Origin of the sequence: Myxococcus sp. SDU36 (genome assembly GCF_030168875.1) — a bacterium.
GTDB classification, from domain to species: domain Bacteria; phylum Myxococcota; class Myxococcia; order Myxococcales; family Myxococcaceae; genus Myxococcus; species Myxococcus vastator.
The window spans coordinates 104,820-123,778 of record NZ_CP077414.1 but is presented as its reverse complement, the minus strand read 5'-3'; the positions used below and the strand labels follow the sequence as shown (position 1 = coordinate 123,778).

General features: G+C 69.9%; 12 protein-coding genes. 9 read left to right on the top strand and 3 right to left on the bottom strand.

Annotated features, from left to right (window positions below; translation table 11 throughout):
• Nucleotides 1-2 precede the first annotated feature (2 nt).
• Together KGD87_RS00490 and rsgA are read right to left on the bottom strand one after the other, a co-directional pair.
• Complete coding sequence (locus KGD87_RS00490; protein ID WP_284665627.1) at nucleotides 3-1,370, bottom strand: TAXI family TRAP transporter solute-binding subunit; 1,368 nt, start codon at nucleotides 1,368-1,370, stop codon at nucleotides 3-5.
• A 113-nt stretch (nucleotides 1,371-1,483) separates the two neighbouring features.
• Nucleotides 1,484-2,569 carry a ribosome small subunit-dependent GTPase A gene (gene rsgA, locus KGD87_RS00485; RefSeq protein ID WP_284665626.1) on the bottom strand — a complete coding sequence of 362 codons (1,086 nt, stop codon included), beginning with the start codon at nucleotides 2,567-2,569 and terminating at the stop codon, nucleotides 1,484-1,486.
• Between the two features lie 378 nt (nucleotides 2,570-2,947).
• On the opposite strand from rsgA, the gene KGD87_RS00480 reads away from it, so the two are divergent.
• The 3 genes from KGD87_RS00480 to KGD87_RS00470 all read left to right on the top strand — a co-directional run bounded on the left by KGD87_RS00480 (nucleotide 2,948) and on the right by KGD87_RS00470 (nucleotide 7,248).
• A complete protein-coding gene (locus KGD87_RS00480; RefSeq protein ID WP_163785434.1) occupies nucleotides 2,948-3,418 on the top strand; it encodes an FBP domain-containing protein in 471 nt (156 codons plus the stop codon).
• A 57-nt stretch (nucleotides 3,419-3,475) separates the two neighbouring features.
• Nucleotides 3,476-5,779: a hypothetical protein gene (locus KGD87_RS00475; protein WP_284665625.1), complete on the top strand. Its 2,304-nt coding sequence runs from the start codon at nucleotides 3,476-3,478 to the stop codon at nucleotides 5,777-5,779.
• 1,088 nt (nucleotides 5,780-6,867) lie between these two features.
• A complete protein-coding gene (locus KGD87_RS00470) occupies nucleotides 6,868-7,248 on the top strand; it encodes a DUF488 domain-containing protein (protein ID WP_284665624.1) in 381 nt (126 codons plus the stop codon).
• A gap of 301 nt (nucleotides 7,249-7,549) precedes the next feature.
• Here KGD87_RS00470 and KGD87_RS00465 read toward each other — a convergent pair whose 3' ends face one another.
• The gene (locus tag KGD87_RS00465) at nucleotides 7,550-7,867 is read right to left on the bottom strand and encodes a hypothetical protein (RefSeq protein ID WP_284665623.1); all 318 of its coding nucleotides are present in this window, start codon (nucleotides 7,865-7,867) and stop codon (nucleotides 7,550-7,552) included.
• A gap of 464 nt (nucleotides 7,868-8,331) precedes the next feature.
• On the opposite strand from KGD87_RS00465, the gene KGD87_RS00460 reads away from it, so the two are divergent.
• The 6 genes from KGD87_RS00460 to KGD87_RS00435 all read left to right on the top strand — a co-directional run bounded on the left by KGD87_RS00460 (nucleotide 8,332) and on the right by KGD87_RS00435 (nucleotide 18,942).
• Nucleotides 8,332-9,417 (top strand): NAD(P)H-dependent flavin oxidoreductase, encoded by a 1,086-nt coding sequence (locus KGD87_RS00460; protein ID WP_284665622.1) that lies wholly within the window; start codon nucleotides 8,332-8,334, stop codon nucleotides 9,415-9,417.
• A 71-nt stretch (nucleotides 9,418-9,488) separates the two neighbouring features.
• A complete protein-coding gene (locus KGD87_RS00455; protein WP_284665621.1) occupies nucleotides 9,489-10,256 on the top strand; it encodes an RNase H family protein in 768 nt (255 codons plus the stop codon).
• 80 nt (nucleotides 10,257-10,336) lie between these two features.
• Nucleotides 10,337-12,226 carry a methylmalonyl-CoA mutase family protein gene (locus KGD87_RS00450; RefSeq protein ID WP_284665620.1) on the top strand — a complete coding sequence of 630 codons (1,890 nt, stop codon included), beginning with the start codon at nucleotides 10,337-10,339 and terminating at the stop codon, nucleotides 12,224-12,226.
• Nucleotides 12,226-14,418, top strand: a complete 2,193-nt coding sequence (gene scpA, locus KGD87_RS00445; protein ID WP_284665619.1) for a methylmalonyl-CoA mutase — start codon at nucleotides 12,226-12,228, stop codon at nucleotides 14,416-14,418. Before KGD87_RS00450 ends, scpA begins: the two co-directional genes overlap by 1 nt.
• On the top strand, nucleotides 14,415-15,398 hold the full coding sequence (meaB, locus tag KGD87_RS00440; RefSeq protein WP_284665618.1) for a methylmalonyl Co-A mutase-associated GTPase MeaB: 984 nt from the start codon (nucleotides 14,415-14,417) through the stop codon (nucleotides 15,396-15,398). Before scpA ends, meaB begins: the two co-directional genes overlap by 4 nt.
• A 76-nt stretch (nucleotides 15,399-15,474) precedes the next feature.
• Nucleotides 15,475-18,942: a methylmalonyl-CoA mutase family protein gene (locus KGD87_RS00435; RefSeq protein WP_284665617.1), complete on the top strand. Its 3,468-nt coding sequence runs from the start codon at nucleotides 15,475-15,477 to the stop codon at nucleotides 18,940-18,942.
• Nucleotides 18,943-18,959: the final 17 nt, after the last annotated feature.

Sequence of the window (18,959 nt, the reverse complement as noted above, 5' to 3'; positions counted from 1 at the left end):
GGCTACGCGGTCTTCTCCCGGGCCGCGAGCCCCTCGGGCGAGGGCGCGCCGGATTCGGCGATGCGCCGGCTGAGGCGGCGACGGACGACGTCGACGTGCTCCCGGAAGAAGTAGAGGTTCTCCGCGTAGGCCAGGGGCATGGGGATGCGGTTCACCTCGCGCTCGGCCTCGTCGAGCCGCCGCAGCATCTCCTCCAGCATGTCCCGGCCCGGGTCCTCCTCGAGTTGGAGCTCGATTTCCTTCAGCCGCGCGTACCAGCGGAAGATGCGCGAGCGCACGCGCCACTGGTACAGCGCAGGCGCCACCCGGCCCAGGGGCACCAGGACGGCGATGAAGGGCACCAGCATCACCCAGAGCCGGTCCACCAGGTTGGCGGCCCAGAACGGCAGATAGCGGTGCAGGAGCGGAACGCCGGAGTCGTAGTAGCGGCGCGCCTCGCTGCTGAACGGGAAGCCCGCCTCGAGCGCCGCCGGGAATTCGCCCGTGCGGTCCAGGATGCCGGCCTTGCCGTGGACCTCGCTGGCCGCGCGCATCAAGAGGTAGGCCAGTGCTGGGTGGAGCGCCTCGGTGGCCACCAGGTTCGCGGTGGGCGCCAACATCACCACGTCATGGTCCGGTACGTCCGCGGCCAGGTCGAGCACGCCTCGCGGCAGCACCTGCCGGGACAGATAGGGGTAGCGGCGCACGTAGGCCTCGGCCCGCGAGAAGCTGAGGAGGTTGATGTCCGGTACCCGCGCGAGCCGCTGGACGGGCGGTGACTCCGCCGGGGACACGATAAAGACTGCATCGACCTTGCCCTGCTTGAGCTGTTCGATGGCCTCGTCGCGCTCCAGGTTCAAGAGCTCCGTGGGCGCGGCGCCCACGCCGTTGGCCTCCAGCAACTTCGTGGACAGGGCGCGCGTGCCGCTCTCCTCGGGGCCCACGACGATGCGCTTGCCCTGCAGGGCGCTCAGCTCGTCGATGAGGGGCCCCCGGTAGAAGACCCACAGCGGCACGTAGGAGAGGCTCCCCAGGGACACGACGTGCGGCGCCTTGGTGGCGTCGGACGTCCCGCTCTGGACGAAGGCCACGTCCACGCCCGACTGCTCGTCCTCCAGCAGCTTGATGCTGGTGAGCGAGCCGTCCGTGGGACGAATCTCCACCGTGACGCCGTGCTTCGCGAGAATCTCCTGATACTTGCGCGCGAAGTACCGGAAGCCGCCCTCGTCCCCGGCCGCGGCGATGACGAGCTTCTTCGGCGGCGCGGGCTTGACGAAGTAGAACGTGACGGCGAACGCGATGCTGACGATGACGAGCGCGGGGCCCAATGTCATCCACAGGTCCCACCGCAACGTGCGACGCAAGCGAGCCTTGAGCGAGTCCTTCTTCATGATGGGCGCGGAGTATAGACACGGCGCGCGCCCGCCACGGGGCCCGGCCGCCGAAGGGGAGGCCGGGCAGTCAGGAGGCGGTCACTCCAGCCGCCTCCCGAGGGCCGGACGCCTCAGCTCCGCCGGCGCTTGGAGCGCGATGCATCCCAGCCCGTCAACGTCTGGCTGCGCTCGTGGCGCCGTTGGTCGCGCTCGGCGGAGGCATTGCTCTGACGGGCCTTGAAGGCCTGCTCGCGCCGCAGCCGCTCGTAGCTGGCGAGCCGCGCCTCGGGCAGGGCCCCCGACGACACGGCCGCGCGCACCGCGCACCCGGGCTCTTGCTGGTGCTGGCAGTCCGTGAAGCGGCAGCCCGCGGCCAACTCGAGGATGTCGGTGAACGTCTGGCCGACGCCGTCGTCTTCGCCCCAAAGCCCCAGCTCGCGCATGCCGGGCCCGTCGATGAGCAGTCCGCCGCCCGGGAGCACGAACAGCTCGCGGTGCGTGGTGGTGTGACGGCCCTTGTCGTCCTCGGCGCGGACCGCCTGGGTGACCAGCCGCGCCTCGCCCAGGAGCCGGTTGACCAGCGTGGATTTGCCGACACCCGAGGAGCCGAGCAGCGCCCCCGTCTTCCCAGCCGGCAGTTGCACGCGCAGGGACTCGATGCCGTCACCTGTCCACGAGCTCAGCGCGAGCACGGGGACGCCCGGGGCCAGCGCCTCCACCTCGGCCACGAGCGAGTCCGCGTCCGGGCGCAGGTCCGCCTTGGTGAGCACCACCACGGGCGCGGCGCCGCTGGCCCACGCCAGCGCCAACGCCCGTTCGATGCGGCGGGGATTGAAGTTGCCGTCCAGTCCGGCGACGAGGAACACGATGTCCAGGTTGGCGGCGATGAGCTGCCCGTCGCGCTCACTGCCCGCCTCGCGCCGGGTGAGCACGCTGGCGCGAGGCAGCACCGCGTGGAGCAGCGCCTCGCCCTCCCCGTCGGGGAGCTGGAGCGCCACCCAGTCGCCGATGGCGGGCAGGGACTCGACGCCGGGGGCTTGATGGAGAAGCCGGCCCGCGGTGCGCGCCAACAGGGTGCGCGTGTCCGTCTGGACCGTGAGCAGTCCTCGATGCTGGCGCACGACGCGGCCAGGGACGAGCGACAGCGGGGACTGCGAGACGAGCGAAGAAAATGCGTGTTCAAAGGCTGGACCCCAGCCGAGGGTTTCAAGCGACATGGTTGGAAGGACTCCGGACAGAGCGGTGCCATTGGCGCACCTGGTTCTTCAGGGCTCCCCGAGGAGCGCACGGCCGCGCTGTGTCAGACTTCACGGCCGGCTAGGCGGCCTGCGCCCTCGAGGCGAACAGGACTTCCACCGCGTCGAGCACAAGGGGCGAGTTCACGAGGCCTCCAGAGGGTTTCAAGAGGCGGTGTCCATCACCGCCCGGCACGGCATGTCTACTCCGGCGAGCGGCGACGGGAAATAGCCACTTCGCCCCTTCGACATGGGTCCCATGGACGCGCGTGCACCGGGCGAGCGCTCGCTTGCCTGGTGGGTTTCGGTGGAAACGGACACGTCCCACTGTTAGGGGCAGATGTTCTCCAAGGAGCAGCCGTGTTCCGCTTCGAAAACGACCGGGCGCTCATCGAATCCTTCCGCCCCAGAGACCGACGCGTCATCGAGATGCCCCCGGGCATCACCTTCCCGCTCTTCGTGCGTGACTACCTCGCCTGGACGGAGACTTCCGGCGCGCGCGTGTACCTCATCTTCTCCGCGCCGGGCAGCCGCAAGCCCATTGGCATCATCTTCCGCCGGGACGCCCTGGGCGGAGAACCCGTCACCCGCATGTGCGAGTGGTGCCACAGCTACGGCTCGGCTCACGAGGTGTGTCTGCTCACTACAGCGGTGGACAACAAGCGTCGCGTGGGGGTGAACCTCTGCGCCGACCTGCGGTGCAGGGAGAAGCTGGAAGACGCGGCGGACCGCTCCGGCCGCCATCCGCTTGAATTTCTCGGAAAGCTCAATGAGCGAATGTTCCGTTTCGCGCACGAGGCATTGGGCATCGAGGCGCAGCCCGCCGCATGATATCCGCCGGGCAATCAGGCTTGACCGTGGCGGCATCCTTCGCTCTTTAACGAAGTGATGCCCCCTGTCCGCCTCCTCGTTCTCGCCTCGCTGCTGGCCACGGGGCTCGCCGCCGCCGCTCCCGTCGTGCAAGTGCCGGAGGGCGGCCGCCCCGTGGAAGTGCTGGCCCAGGGGGTCGTCTGCGGGCCGGTCCGCAACGGCTGGAGTTTGGGCCCGGATTTGCGCTCCGTGCATCCGCCCGCCAAGCCGGACGACAACCTGCGCACGCAGGACCTCAAGGTCGCCGACACCCTGGCGCAGTGCGCGACCAGCGAGCGAATCGTCACGGTGATTGCCACCGGGCCGCTGCCGCGCATCGACTCCTCGGGGACCTCCTTCTATCCGGATGAAGGCCGGCTGGAGCTGCGCGGCGTGGGGCTGTTGAACCTGGGCGTCGCGTGGTCGGGCAAGCCGCGCGGCGAGCCGGAGCGCCCCGCCATGCAAGGGCAGGACGTCTGTCTGTCCCCCTCCAAGCCCCGGGGGCTCGCGGACTGCGCGGTGCCCGTGCCGCAGGGCCTGCCCACGGACACGTCGCTGTACTGGATTCCGCCCTACGGCCGCATCGGGCCGGATGTGAAGACCTACGACGCCTTCGGGAACCTGGTGGACCCCGAATCGCTCCGCATCCGCCCCGGCCGCACCATCCTCACCGAGCCCCTGGTGCTCTCCAACGGCATCGACGTGTCGAAGGGGCCGGGCAGCGTCCCCGTCAGCCATTCCGAGGCGATCGCCACCGCCGACTGCGGCATCGCCCGCTGCGAGCCGGACGACGGCTTCATCTCCGTGCGCAACGTCCCGGGCGTGGATGCCACGGTGACGCTGCGCGCGCGGCTGGTGCCACGTGTCTACTTCTCGCGGGGCGACGTGCTCGACCAGGTCATCACCACCACGCTGTCCGTGCTGGCGTGTCCGCTCACGGCGGTGGAGGGCTCGGTGCTGCGCGGCGCGGAGAACTCCGCGCTCGTGGTCAGGTTGGATCCGGTCTGCGCCCATGACCCGCGCACCCTGCTGTGGACCGTCAACGGCCTGCGCGCCCGCGTGGAGCGCGTGGTGAAGCTGGCGGAGGGCACCTATGTGATGCTGCGCACGGGCGGCACGTCCGACCAGCAGGTCACCATCACCGCGCTGACGTCGCGACAGGATGGAACGGTGGTGGCATCGGAGACGGCGAAGACGCTGCCCCTCCCCGTGCCCCGGGCCAGCCTGGAGCTGCCCGGACATGGCTCCATCGATTTCATCCCGACCAACCGGCCCGCCGAGGTGAGCATGGCGTCCAACGCGGGGCTGGGACGCTTCGTGCTGGAGCCACTGCCTGGCGCCTACAGCGTCACGACGCGGGAGTCCGTCACCCTCATCCAGGGTGAGGCGGCGCCGGGCGCCTTCGTGGCGCTGCGCTTCGGCTACCGGCTTCCCACGCTGCCCGCGGAGCTGGCCACCACCGACCTGGTAATGGTGGATGAGCGCTTTCAACGCGTGGTGCGCGAGGCCAGCGTGCCCGCCCGCATCGAGAACCTGGTGGAGTTCGTCTGCGCGGACAAGGACGGCAAGGACCAGCGACTGGAGCCCAGCCGCCCCCACCGGATTCCCTATGAGATGCGCAACACCTGTCGCGTCATCGTGCACCGTGAGCGCTTGAAGCCGGAGGATGGGAACCAGGAGGTCCTGCTCCGCATCAGCGTCACGAGGCCGGATGGCTCGGTGCGCGGAGAGAGCGGCGTCGAGCAGCGGATGTTCCTGCGTCCGCAGGGAGAGCAGCGCGACATCCCCGTCCCAGGCAACCTGGGGCAGTACGACCGCATCACCGTCCAGGTCTCCCATGTGGCGGACGAGTCCCGCTACGCCTTGAGCGCGACGGACCGCACGGGCCTGCCCTCCGCGCAGTGGACGGCCATCGTCACCGGTGGCCTCTTCCGGCTCTACACGACGGCCGCCATCCCCGCGGGCCTCTACCGCGCCACCGAGCCCACCGGGCAGCTCGCCATCAACTTCGGTGTCGTGTCGCGCCTGGCTTTGCTGAACAACGAAGGCCAGGAGCGGCTGCTTGGAATTGAAGCGGGATTGATGGGACTGGGACTCGTGCCGCAGTCGGGTGACATCCAGTTCCCGCCGACGCTCGCGGTCGTCCTGGGTCTGGGTCTTCGCGTTCCGATTGGACCGGGCGCCGCCGTGGGTGCGCAGGCGTGGATGGCCTACGAGTTCCGCGGAGACATCCGGCGCCGCACGGGAGGAGATCCCTCGCTGGACCCCGTCGTTCCGTCGAGCAAGTGGTCCTTCATCTTCGGACCGAGCATCTCTGTCGGCAACGTGGGCTTCAATCTCTGAGCGCTGATGAGGCGAACCGGTCCTCGCGAATGAACTCTTCCGCTGAGGACCGGCTCCCACTCGCCCATCCCACACACCCGAGCCGTCAAACTGAAACGGGCTGCAATGCCCCGCCCTGCTACCCCACGCCCGACCACTCCGCTGCCCTGCGATGCTTCTTCAGCGTCATCGCGTGCTGACGGAGTCAGTGCGACTGACTGCTGACCTGTGCTGTCTGTGCTGCCTGTGTCATCGTGACCGACTGCTGATCTGTGATGTCTGTGTCAGCCCGATCTTGCGTTGACTGGTGTTGCGTGCTGCTTCGGCTTGCGTGCTGCCCATACCGCCCCGTGCTGCGTACCGCTCGTGCTGCCCCGTACCGCCCCGCCGCCCGTACCGCCCCGCCGCCCGTACTGCCCCGTCCTGCCGTGCTGCCCCGTCCGACCCGCCGCCCGTGCTGCCCCGTCCTGCTGTGCTGCCCCCGTCCGACCCGCCGCCCGTACTGCCCCGTTCTGCTGTGCTGCCCCCGTCCGACCCGCCGACCTTGCTGCCCCGCCCTGCTGTGCTGCCCCGTCCTACCCGCCGCCCGTGCTGCCCCGCCCTGCAGTGCTGCCCCGCCCGACCCGCCGCCCGTACTGCTGTGCTGCCCCCGTCCGACCCGCCGCCCGTGCTGCCCCGCCCTGCTGTGCTGCCCCGTCCTACCCGCCGCCCGTACTGCTGTGCTGCCCCCGTCCGACCCGCCGCCCTGACTGCCCCCGTCCGACCCGCCGCCCTGCCTGCCCCGTCCTGCCCGCCGCCCTGCCTGCCCCGTCCTGCCGTGCTGCCCCGTACCGCCCCGCCCCGCCCCGACCCGCCGCCCGCCCCGCCCTGCCCGCCGCCCCGTCCTGCGCCCTGCCCCGTCCTGCCCGCCGCCCGTCCTGCCCCGTCACGCTGCTGCATCACCCCATAGCAGGGCGCGTGCCGCCGCCGATCCACGCCCCAAGGCCAGCATTTCCAGGCACTTGGAGACATCGACCTGGGCCAACAGGGCCAGCGCCCTTTCGGTCCCGGTAAGAAATCCGGTCCACCGCGGATGGAATACCGTCCCTCCGATTCAGGGTTGCCCGGCGATGCCGCTCAAAACCAAACGTTGGTGTGTGCCTTCGGAGCCAGATGACGGCTTCCGCGTCCTCGTCTGCCGTTACCGGCCGCGAGGTCTGCCCAAGGCCAAGGAGACGTGGGACGCGTGGCAGAGCAACCTGGCGCCCAGCCCGGAGCTCTTCGACGCCTTCTACGGAAAGGGCCGCACACCCATCACCCTGGAGGCCTACCGCGAGCGGTACCTCCAGGAGATGACGTCGCAGCACGAAGCCATCACCGCGCTCGCCAACCGAGTGCGGCAGGGTGAGACGGTGACCCTCCTCTGTTCAAAGGACTGCATCCTCGAACAGGTCTGCCACCGAACAATTCTCGCCGGGCTCATCGAAGCGGCAGCGGCCCGGACGCATTAGCGGCTCCGTCCACGTCTGGCGCCGCCCCGTCGCCGACGCCTTCTCAATCGCGTCGAGCAGGCGGTGCAGCTTCAACGCCTCGCTGAAGTCGGGCGCCCATCCGCCACGCGAGCTCGCCCCGATGATGCCCACCCGAATCTTCCGCATGCGCGCTCCCGGCCCGTGCTCCGCGACCGGCGGCAGCAATAGGCGGAGGACCGCGCCTCCAACAGGCATCCGGGAACGGCGGAAGCCGCGGCCGGGGCGGCGGTGAACCTGCACCGTCACGCTCCAGACCGCGGCCATCCCCGTGCGGCGTGGACTACTGCTTCATCTTCTCGATGGAAGACGCCATGTTCTCGGTCGTCTTCTCCACGTTGAACTTGGTCCGGACCTGGTCCCCCTCCTTGATTTCACGCCGGAGGTGGCTGCTGATGTCCCGGCCCTTCTCGATGGGCTTCCCATCGATTTGCGTGGAGTGGCTCACGCCCATCGCCACCACCGCGCCGTTCTCATCCTTGATGAAGACCTTGTCCCTCCGCAGGGCCACCACGGAGCCGCTCAGCTCCTGCTGTCCCTCCATCTGGCTGCCGCCCATTCCGCCAGACATCTCCGAGCCGCTGCTGGGTGGCTGCTGCATCGGTGGTTCCTGCGGCGGCATTGATGGCTCTTGCGGCATCGAAGGTTCCGGCGGCATCGCCGGCTCCTGCGAGCCTTGCGCCAGAGCCGCGCCACCCCACGCCAGACCCGCGATCATCCCCATCACCTTGAGCTTCATGACCGACCCCTTTCGTCCTGGAGGGCGCACCTCGCCTCCGGAGCCAACCGTGACCATGCCCGGCGGCTTTGCCAGCCGGTGCCACGGTGCGACGCGCCCCCTGGAACGCGCCCCCAAGCTCGTCAGCCCCTCCTCGCGAGGCGATGCCAGTCGCGCCCCCAAATGCACGCGAGCGCCCAGCACCGGGAGCGTGCCATCCCCGGCGGACAGGCCAACTGGACGAAGCGAGAAGCCAGGTTGCGCGCGCTTGGAAACACGTGTCGTTTCTCCCACCCTGCCCCGCGCCCGCGGTTATCCCTCCGCCATTGCCGACCCAAGGAGCCGCGATGAGCCCGCACCGACCGAACGAAGCCCTCCAGAAGCTGGGCATCCACCACCCCATCATCCAGGGCCCCTTTGGAGGCGGGCTCTCCACCGAGCGCCTCGCGGCGGCGGTGTCGAACCTCGGAGGGCTGGGCTCCTATGGGGCCTATCAACTCCCCCCGGAGGAGCTCGGCCGCGTGGCGGACCGGATTCGGGCGCTGACGGACAAGCCCTTCGCGCTCAACCTCTGGGTCTCCGACCATGACGCGGGCGGGGACGCGCTCAGCCCGGAGGCGTTCGACCGCGTGTACCGCCTCTTCGAGCCGTACTATCGCGAGCTCGGCGTGGAGAAGCCGACCATGCCCGAGCGCTTCCACCATCGCTTCGAGGACCAGGTGGAGGCGCTGCTCGAAGCACGGCCGCCTGTCTTCAGCTTCGTGTTCGGCGTGCCCTCTGCCGCCATCCTGGCGGAGTGCCAGCGCCGGGGCATCCTCACCTCCGGCGCGGCCACCACGCTGGCCGAAGCCGAGGCCCTGGACGCGGCTGGTGTCGACCTCATCGTGGCGACGGGCTTCGAGGCCGGCGGCCACCGCCCTTCCTTCCTCGCGCGCGCCGAGGACTCGCTGATGGGGACACTGGCCCTCACGCCGCTCGTGGCCGACCGGGTGAAGGCGCCCGTCATCGCGGCGGGTGGCATCGCGGATGGCCGAGGCCTCCGCGCCGCGCTCACGCTGGGGGCCCAGGCCGCGCAACTGGGGACGGCGTTCCTTGCCTGTGAGGAGTCGGGAGCGACGGACACCCACCGCGAGCTGCTCTTCAGCGACCGCGCGAAGCACACCACCTTGACGCGGGCCTTCACGGGCCGGCTGGCGCGAGGCATGCGCAATCGTTGGACAGAGGAGCTGGCCGCTCAGCAGGCAGCGCTCGCGCCCTTCCCCATCCAGAGCTGGTTCCTGTCGAAGCTCAAGCCCGCGGCGGTCAAGGCGGGCCGCACGGACCTCGTGTCGCTCTGGGCAGGCCAGGCCACGCCCAACCTCCGGCACCGGACCGTGCCCGCGTTGATGGAGTCCCTCATCAAGGAACTCGCGCCCCTCTCGGTCACGCACTGAGAGTGCCATGCACTGAGCGCGCGACCATCGCTGTCCTGGCGGCGGCACTTCTCGCCGAATAGGGTGCCGGCATGGAGCACCGCCCGACCCTTGTCTTCGCTGATGGCGCCTGTTCAGGAAACCCCGGCCCGGGTGGCTGGGGGAGCCTCATCGTCACGCCCGACGGCCTGGTGACGGAGCTGGGCGGCCACGAGCCGGAGACCACCAACAACCGGATGGAATTGACGGCCGTGGGCAAGGCCTTGCGCCACCTGGAGCGCACGCCGGGCCCCATCCACATCCACACGGACTCCACGTATGTGATTCAGGGCGCCACCCGGTGGGCGTTCGGCTGGAGCCGGCGCGGGTGGAAGACGGCCGAGGGCGGCGAGGTCGCCAACACCCTCTATTGGAAGCGGCTGATGGCGCTCCTGGCGCAGCGCAAGGAGAACCACGCCGCCGAGGCCGCCGCCGTGGCGTGGTTCTACATCCGGGGCCACGTGGGCGTCCCCGGCAACGAGCGCGTGGACGCCATCGCCGTGGCCTATTCGAAGGGACGCGACGCGCGGCTCTACACCGGCCCGCTCCAGGGCTACGGCGTGGCGGTGCATGAGCTGCCGGAGGACATGTCCCTGCCACCGGAGAAGCCCAAGGAGCAGCGCGAGGCCTCGGCCAAGACGTACTCCTACCTGAGCCAGGTGGGCAGCGCCGTGAAGCGCCACGCCACCTGGGCCGCCTGCGAGCGCCGGGTGAAAGGGGTGTCCGGCGCCCGCTTCAAGAAGACAAAAAACGCAGTGGATGAAGCCAAAGTGCTGGAGGACTGGGGCTTCAAGGGACAGGACGTCCCGTCGGAAGACTGAGGCAGCCCCTCCAAGCCCATTGCCCCGCCGGTCCATTGCGCCTATGGGTCGGTGCCACTCCCATCCCGCGAGGACGCAGCATGGCCCAAGAGCCTCTCCATATCGCCTCGGAGTTCCCGGCCCCGTCGGTGGAAGACTGGCGCCGGCTCGTGGACAAGGATTTGAAGGGCAAGCCCTTCACCGCGCTCCAATCGCAGTTGGAAGGCGGCCTGTCGCTCCAGCCGCTGTACACGCAGCAGGACGCCGCCGTCGCGCCGCCCGAGCCGCCTGGCGTGGCCCCCTACGTGCGCGGCACCCAGGCCCTGGGCCTCACCGAGGGTGGATGGGGGGTGTGCCAGGAGTACAGCGAGCCGGACGTGTCGCAGGCCGCCGAGGCCATCCGCACGGACCTCGAGCGCGGCGGCTGGGGCGTGTGGCTCCACCTGGGCGACCCGCACGGCGTTCGCGTACCGGATGCCGAGGCGCTGCGGCGGCTGCTCGCCCATGCGCCGCTGGACACGACGCCCGTCCACTTGGAGCCCGGGTCCGACCCGCTCGCCGCCGCTCAGCACCTGCTCCACGTCGCGGAGCAGACGGGGGTGTCCCGCGCGGCGCTGAAGGGAAGCCTCGGCGTGGATCCGCTCGGCGTCCTGGCTCGCACGGGCTCGCTGCCCGCGGGGCTGGACGCGACGCTGTCCCAGGCCGCGCCCCTGGTCACCTCGCTGCGTGAAGCCGCGTCCAGCCTCCGGGTGCTGCTCGTGTCCACGCGGGCCTACGCGGACGCGGGCGCCACGTCGGTGCACGAGCTGGCGTGGGCCATCGCCACGGGCGTGGCGTACCTGCGCGGGATGGAGCGCGCGGGCGTCTCCCCCGACGTCGCGGCGCGCTCCATCCAGTTCGCGGTGTCTGTTGGCGGACAGTTCTTCCCGGAGATAGCCCGGCTGCGCGCGGCGAGGCTCTTGTGGTCCAAGGCCGTGGCGGCGTGTGGCGGCTCACCGGAGGCCCAGGCCATGGTGCTGCACGCGCGCACCGCGAGCACCACGAAGACGCAGCGGGACCCGTGGGTGAACATCCTCCGCGCCACCGCGGAGTCCTTCGCCGCCGTCGTCGGTGGCGCGGACAGCGTCAGCACCTCGCCCTTCGACGAAGCCCTGGGCACGCCCGACGCCTCCGCTCGCCGGCTGGCGCGCAACACGCAGCTCATCCTTCGCGACGAGTCGAGCCTCAACCGCGTCGCCGACCCCGCGGGCGGCAGCTACTACCTGGAGCAGCTCACGCAGGACGTCGCCCGCGCGGCGTGGGCCGAACTGCGGCGCATCGAGGCGCTGGGCGGCATGGCCCAGGCGCTCACGAGCGGCGACGTGGCCCGCGTGCTCGCGGAGACGCGCGCGGCGCGCGACAAGGCCGTGCGCACCCGCCGCCTGCCCATTGTCGGCGTGAGTGAGTTCCCCCACCTGGGCGAAACGGCCGTCCAGCGGCAGTCCCGCGCCGCGGCGGCCACGGCGCCCGACACGTCGGGCCCCCTGCCCCTGCGCCCGGTGCGCGTGGCCGAGCCCTTCGAGACGCTGCGCGACGCGAGCGACCGCCACCTCGCCGCGCACGGTGCGCGCCCGAAGGCCTTCCTGGCCAGCCTGGGCACGGTGGCCGAGCACACCACCCGCTCCACGTGGACGGCCAACGTCCTGGCCACGGGGGGTATCGAGCCGGCGGACGCGCACGGCTTCGCGGACGTCGCCGACGCGGCGGCCCGCTTCGCGGCGTCAGGCGCGACGCTGGCCGTCATCTCCGGGCCGGACGCGCTGTATCCCGAATGGGTGCCCGCGCTGACGGCGGCGCTGAAGGCGAAGGGCGCGCGCGCGGTGGCGGTGGCGGGCCGTCCCGGTGAACACGAGGCCGCCTTCCGCGCGGCCGGCGTGGACGCCTTCTTCTACGCGGGAGCGGATTTGTTCTCGCTCCTGTCCTCACTGCACCAGCAGCTCGGAGTGGCCTGATGCGCCCCCACGTACCGGACTTCTCGGGCATCGACTTCGACGCCCCCGAAACGCACTCCGCCGCGCCTACGCGCGAGCAGCAACTGCGTCAGGCCGCCGAGGCCACGCGCGACGCCGAGCGCTGGGACACGCCCGAGGGCATCCCCGTCAAGCCGGTGTACACGCGCGAGGATTTGGAGGGCGTGGAGCACCTGGGCTCGCTGCCGGGCCTGCCGCCCTTCGTGCGCGGCCCCTACTCCACCATGTACGTGCAGCAGCCGTGGACGGTGCGGCAGTACGCCGGCTTCTCCACGGCCGAGGCCTCCAACGCCTTCTACCGCCGCAACCTCGCGGCCGGACAGAAGGGCCTGTCCATCGCCTTCGACCTCGCGACGCACCGGGGCTACGACAGCGACCATCCCCGCGTGGCGGGTGACGTGGGAATGGCGGGCGTGGCCATCGACTCCATCAAGGACATGCGCATCCTGTTCGACCGGATTCCGCTCGACCAGATGAGCGTGTCCATGACGATGAACGGGGCCGTGCTCCCGGTGCTGGCGCTCTACGTGGTCGCCGCCGAGGAGCAGGGCGTGCGCCCCGAGCAGCTCAGCGGGACCATCCAGAACGACATCCTCAAGGAGTTCATGGTCCGCAACACGTACATCTACCCGCCCGCTCCGTCGATGCGCATCATCGGCGACATCTTCCGCTTCACGGCGGAGAAGATGCCGCGCTTCAACAGCATCAGCATCAGCGGCTACCACATGCAGGAAGCCGGGGCGACGCAGGACCTGGAGCTGGGCTACACGCTGGCGGATGGCGTGGAGTACGTGCGCGCCGGGCTCGCGGCGGGACTGGGTGTGGACGCCTTCGCGCCGCGCCTGTCCTTCTTCTGGGCCATTGGCATGAACTTCTTCATGGAAGTGGCCAAGATGCGCGCCGCCCGCCTGCTCTGGGCGAAGCTCATCAAGGGCTTCTCCCCGAAGACGGACAAGAGCCTGGCGCTGCGCACCCACAGCCAGACGTCCGGCTGGAGCCTCACCGCGCAGGACGTCTTCAACAACGTCGTGCGCACCTGCGTGGAGGCCATGGCCGCCACCCAGGGCCACACGCAGAGCCTGCACACCAACTCGCTGGACGAGGCCATCGCGCTGCCCACGGACTTCAGCGCGCGCATCGCCCGCAACACCCAGCTCTATCTCCAGTTGGAGAGCGGCACCACGCGCGTCATCGACCCGTGGGGTGGCAGCTACTACGTGGAGCGCCTCACGCACGAGCTGGCGCGCAAGGCGTGGGCCCACATCCAGGAGGTGGAGGCGCTGGGCGGCATGACGAAGGCCATTGAAGCCGGCCTGCCCAAGCTGCGCATCGAGGAGGCGGCGGCCCGCACCCAGGCGCGCATCGACTCCGGCCGCCAGGCCATCATCGGCGTGAACAAGTACCCGCCCGAGCGCGAGGACTCCATCGAGATTCTCAAGGTGGACAACTCGGCGGTGCGCGAGGCGCAGATCGCGCGCCTGCGCGAGCTGCGCGCCGAGCGCAACGCGGAGGACGTGCGCCGCAAGCTGGACGCGCTCACCGAGGCGGGCCGGCGCGGCGACGGCAACCTGCTGGCGCTGGCCATCGACGCGGCCCGCGCCAAGGCGACGGTGGGCGAAATCAGCGACGCGCTCGAAAAGGTGTTCGGGCGCTACGAGGCCACGGTGCGCAGCGTGTCAGGGGTGTACTCCAGCGAGGCGGGCAAGGACGCCCAGGGCATCATCGAAGCGCGCGCGAAGGCGGACGCGTTCCTCGCGCGCTTCGGCCGCCGGCCGCGCATCCTCATCGCGAAGATGGGGCAGGACGGGCATGACCGCGGCCAGAAGGTCATCGCCACCGCGTTCGCGGACCTGGGCTTCGACGTGGACATCGGCCCCCTGTTCCAGACGCCCGAGGAGTCCGCGCGGCAGGCCGTGGAGAACGACGTGCACGTCGTGGGCGCCAGCTCGCTCGCCGCGGGCCACCTGACGCTGGTGCCGCAGCTCAAGCAGGCCCTCAAGGCGCTGGGCCGCGAGGACATCATGGTCGTCGTGGGCGGCGTCATCCCCGCGCAGGACTACGACGCGCTGCGCGCCGCGGGCGCCGCGGCCATCTTCGGCCCCGGCACGGTCATCTCCAAGGCGGCCATCGAGCTGCTCGACAAGCTGGCCGCGTCGCTGGAGGAAGAGGCGTGAAGCTGTTGCCCGCGGACGCGTATGTGGACGGCGTGCGCGCGGGCGACCGTGCCATGCTCGCGCGCACCATCACCCTGGTGGAGAGCGAGCTGCCGCGCCACGCCACGCTCGCCCAGGAGGTCCTCACGCGGCTGCTCCCCGCCACGGGCGGCAGCCGACGCGTGGGCATCAGCGGCGTGCCGGGCGTGGGCAAGAGCACCTTCATCGATGCGCTGGGCATGCACCTGGTGAACGCCGGCAAGCGCGTGGCGGTGCTGGCCATCGACCCGTCCAGTACCGTGTCCGGCGGCAGCATCCTGGGTGACAAGACGCGCATGGCGCGGCTGGCGCGGGAAGAGGCCGCGTACATCCGCCCCAGCCCGTCCAGCGGCACCCTGGGCGGCGTGGCGCGCAAGACGCGCGAGACGCTGCTCTTGTGCGAGGCGGCGGGCTTCGACGTGGTGCTGGTGGAGACGGTGGGAGTGGGCCAGTCGGAGACGGTGGTGGCCGACCTGGTGGACTTCTACCTGGTGCTCATGCTGGCGGGCGCCGGGGACGAATTGCAGGGCATCAAGCGCGGCATCCTCGAGGTGGCGGACATGCTCGCCATCAACAAGGCGGACGGCGACAACACGCCGCGCGCCGAGCGGGCCCGCTCCGAACTACGCGCCGCGTTGCACCTGATGCGGCCGGGCGCCGAGCCGGAGATCACCACCTGCAGCGCCCTGGAGGGCAGCGGCATCGAGAAGCTGTGGACCTCCGTGGAGACGCAGCTCGGGCGGAGCGCGGCCTCGGGCGCGCTGGAGCGTCGCCGCAAGGCGCAGCAGGTGCAGTGGATGTGGACCATGGTGCAGGACGGCCTCCGAGCGGCCCTCCGTGCGCACCCCGAGGTGTCCGCGCTGGTGCCCACGCTGGAGGCGGACGTGCGCGAAGGGCGCGCGACACCGACGTCGGCCGCACTGCGGGTGCTGGGCGCGTTCCTCCCTGAAACGAGGGCCTGACGGCCCGCGTCGTGGAGCAGTCACTCACGCTCCAATCCCTTGCCTCGACGCAAACGGCGCTCTTACTGTACGCGCCGTGCGAAACGTCCAGCAGACCCCCGTTCCCCAGCCCTACAAGCCTCGTTTCCACGTCCGCATCGTGACGGCCGCCTCCCTGTTCGACGGGCATGACGCCGCCATCAACGTGATGCGCCGCCTGATGCAGGCCTCGGGCGCGGAGATCATCCACCTGGGGCACAACCGCTCGGTGGCTGAGATTGTCGACTGCGCCATCCAGGAGGACGTGCAGGGCATCGCCATCACGTCCTACCAGGGCGGTCACGTCGAGTTCTTCAAGTACATGATTGACCTGCTGCGCGAGCGGAAGGCCAACATCAAGGTCTTCGGCGGCGGCGGCGGAACCATCCTCCCGTCGGAGATTGAAGAGCTCCACCGCTACGGCGTCACGCGCATCTACTCGCCGGACGACGGCCGGGCCATGGGCCTGCAGGGGATGATTGACGACCTCATCTCCCAGTGTGACTTCGAGAAGCGGCCCGAAGACTTCGCGCCCCTGCTCGACGCGCCGTCGCCGCGAGACCCGTCCCGCGTCGCGCCGCTCATCACCATCGCGGAGAACTTCGCGTCCCAGGGCGCGGCCCTGCGCGAGGCCATGTCGCATATCCAGGCCAAGGGGCCGCGCGTGCCCATCCTGGGCATCACCGGCACCGGCGGCGCGGGCAAGTCCAGCCTCGTGGATGAGCTGGTGCGCCGCTTCCTGTCGGACTTCCCGGACAAGACGCTCGCGGTGCTCTCCGTGGACCCGTCCAAGCGCAAGTCCGGCGGCGCGCTGCTGGGTGACCGCATCCGGATGAACGCCATCGACAACCCGCGCGTGTACATGCGCTCGATGGCCACCCGCCAGAGCAACCTCGCCCTGTCCAAGCACGTGGGCGACTCCATCGAAATCTGCAAGGCCGCCGGCTTTGACCTCATCGTGGTGGAGACCTCCGGCATCGGCCAGTCCGACACCGAAATCACCGAGCACTCCGACGTGGCGCTCTACGTGATGACGGCCGAGTACGGCGCGGCGACGCAGCTCGAGAAGATCGACATGCTCGACTTCGCGGACGTCATCGCCATCAACAAGTTCGACAAGCGCGGCTCGCTGGACGCGCTGCGCGACGTGCGCAAGCAGTGGAAACGCAACCACAACGCCTTCACCACCGCCGATGACGCGGTGCCCGTGTACGGCACCATCGCCTCGCAGTTCAACGACCCGGGGATGAACCAGCTCTACCGGGCGCTCATGGACACCATTTCCGCGAAGACGGGCGCGCCGCTGAAGTCCAGCTTCGAGCTCACGCCGGGGATGAGCGAGAAGAAGTGGATCATCCCGCCCGAGCGCACGCGCTACCTGGCGGAAATCGTCGAGGCCTGTGAGTCCTACGACGGCTTCGTGAAGGCCCAGGCCGCCATCGCCCGGCGCATGTACCAGCTCCACGGCACCATCGAGGCGCTGCGCACCAACGTGGGCAAAAAGCGCCTGGAAATCGTCGAGCCCAAGGGCCCCTCCGACACGGTGCAGGTCACCGAGCGCGTCGAGGGCGAGCCCGCCTACCTGAGCGAGCTGGTGGAGCTGTACAAGGATTTGGAGTCGCGGCTCCACGCCGACTGCCGCCGGCTGCTGGCCGAGTGGCCCGCGACGAAGCGCCGCTACGCCGCGTCCAAGTACCAGTTCCAGGTCCGCGACAAGGTCATCGAGCTGGACCTGTACGCGGAGACGCTCTCCCACCTGCGCATCCCCAAGATTGCCCTCCCCCGTTACGAGGACTGGGGTGACATCCTCATCTGGCTGCTGCGGGAGAACGCCCCGGGCGCGTTCCCCTTCACCGCGGGCGTCTTCCCGCTCAAGCGCGAGGGCGAGGACCCCGCGCGCATGTTCGCCGGCGAGGGCGGCCCGGAGCGCACCAACAAGCGCTTCCACTACGTGTCGCGCGGCCTGCCCGCCAAGCGCCTGTCCACGGCCTTTGACTCGGTGACGCTGTACGGCGAGGACCCGGACCACCGGCCGGACATCTACGGCAAGGTGGGCAACTCGGGCGTGTCCATCGCCAACGTGGACGACGCGAAGAAGCTCTACTCCGGCTTCGACCTGGCGGACCCGTCCACGTCCGTGTCCATGACCATCAACGGCCCCGCGCCGATGCTGCTCGGCTTCTTCCTCAACGCCGCGGTGGACCAGCAGTGCGAGAAGTGGATTCGGGAGAACGGCAAGGTCGACGAGGTCGAAAAGAAGATGGACGCCCTCTACCGCGAGCGCGGCCTGCCGCGGCCCCGCTACCAGGGGGACTTGCCGCAGGGCAACGACGGGCTGGGCCTGCTGCTGCTCGGCGTGTCCGGCGACGAGGTGCTCCCGCGCGACGTCTACGAGCGCATCCGCGCGAAGACGCTCCAGTCGGTGCGCGGCACCGTGCAGGCGGACATCCTGAAGGAAGACCAGGCGCAGAACACCTGCATCTTCTCCACGGAGTTCGCCCTGCGGGTGATGGGCGACATCCAGCAGTACTTCATCGACCAGAAGGTGCGGAACTTCTACTCAGTGTCGATCTCCGGCTACCACATCGCGGAGGCCGGGGCGAACCCCATCTCCCAGCTCGCCTTCACGCTGGCCAACGGCTTCACCTTCGTCGAGTACTACCTCTCACGGGGCATGGACATCGACGACTTCGCGCCCAACCTCTCGTTCTTCTTCTCGAACGGGATGGACCCGGAGTACGCCGTGCTGGGCCGCGTGGCGCGCCGCATCTGGGCCAAGGCCATCCGGGACAAGTACGGCGGCAATGACCGCTCGCAGAAGCTGAAGTACCACATCCAGACGTCTGGCCGGAGCCTGCACGCGCAGGAGATTGCCTTCAACGACATCCGGACCACGCTGCAGGCGTTGCTCGCGCTCAACGACAACTGCAACTCGTTGCACACCAACGCCTACGACGAGGCCATCACCACGCCCACCGAGGAGAGCGTGCGCCGCGCGCTCGCCATCCAGCTGGTCATCAACAAGGAGTTCGGCCTCTCCAAGAACGAAAACCCCAGCCAGGGTGCGTTCATCATCGAGGAGCTGACCGACCTGGTGGAGGCGGCGGTGCTGGCGGAGTTCCGCGCCATCTCCGAGCGCGGCGGCGTGCTGGGCGCCATGGAGCGCATGTACCAGCGCTCCAAGATTCAGGAAGAGTCCCTCTACTACGAGACGCTGAAGCACGACGGGACACTGCCCATCATCGGGGTGAATACGTTCCTGGACCCCAAGGGCTCTCCGACGGTGACGCCGCCCGAGGTCATCCGCGCGACGACGGAGGAGAAGAACTACGCCATCACCGCGCGCGACGCCTTCTGGAAGCGGAACGAGGCGACGGCGCCCAAGGCCCTGGAGGCCGTGCGCCGCGCGGCGCTGGACAACGGCAACATCTTCGCCGCGCTGATGGACGCCTGTAAGGTCTGCACGCTCGGCCAGCTCTCCCGCGCGCTGTACGAGGTGGGCGGACAGTACCGGCGCAACATGTAGTCCTGGCTGGCGCGGCG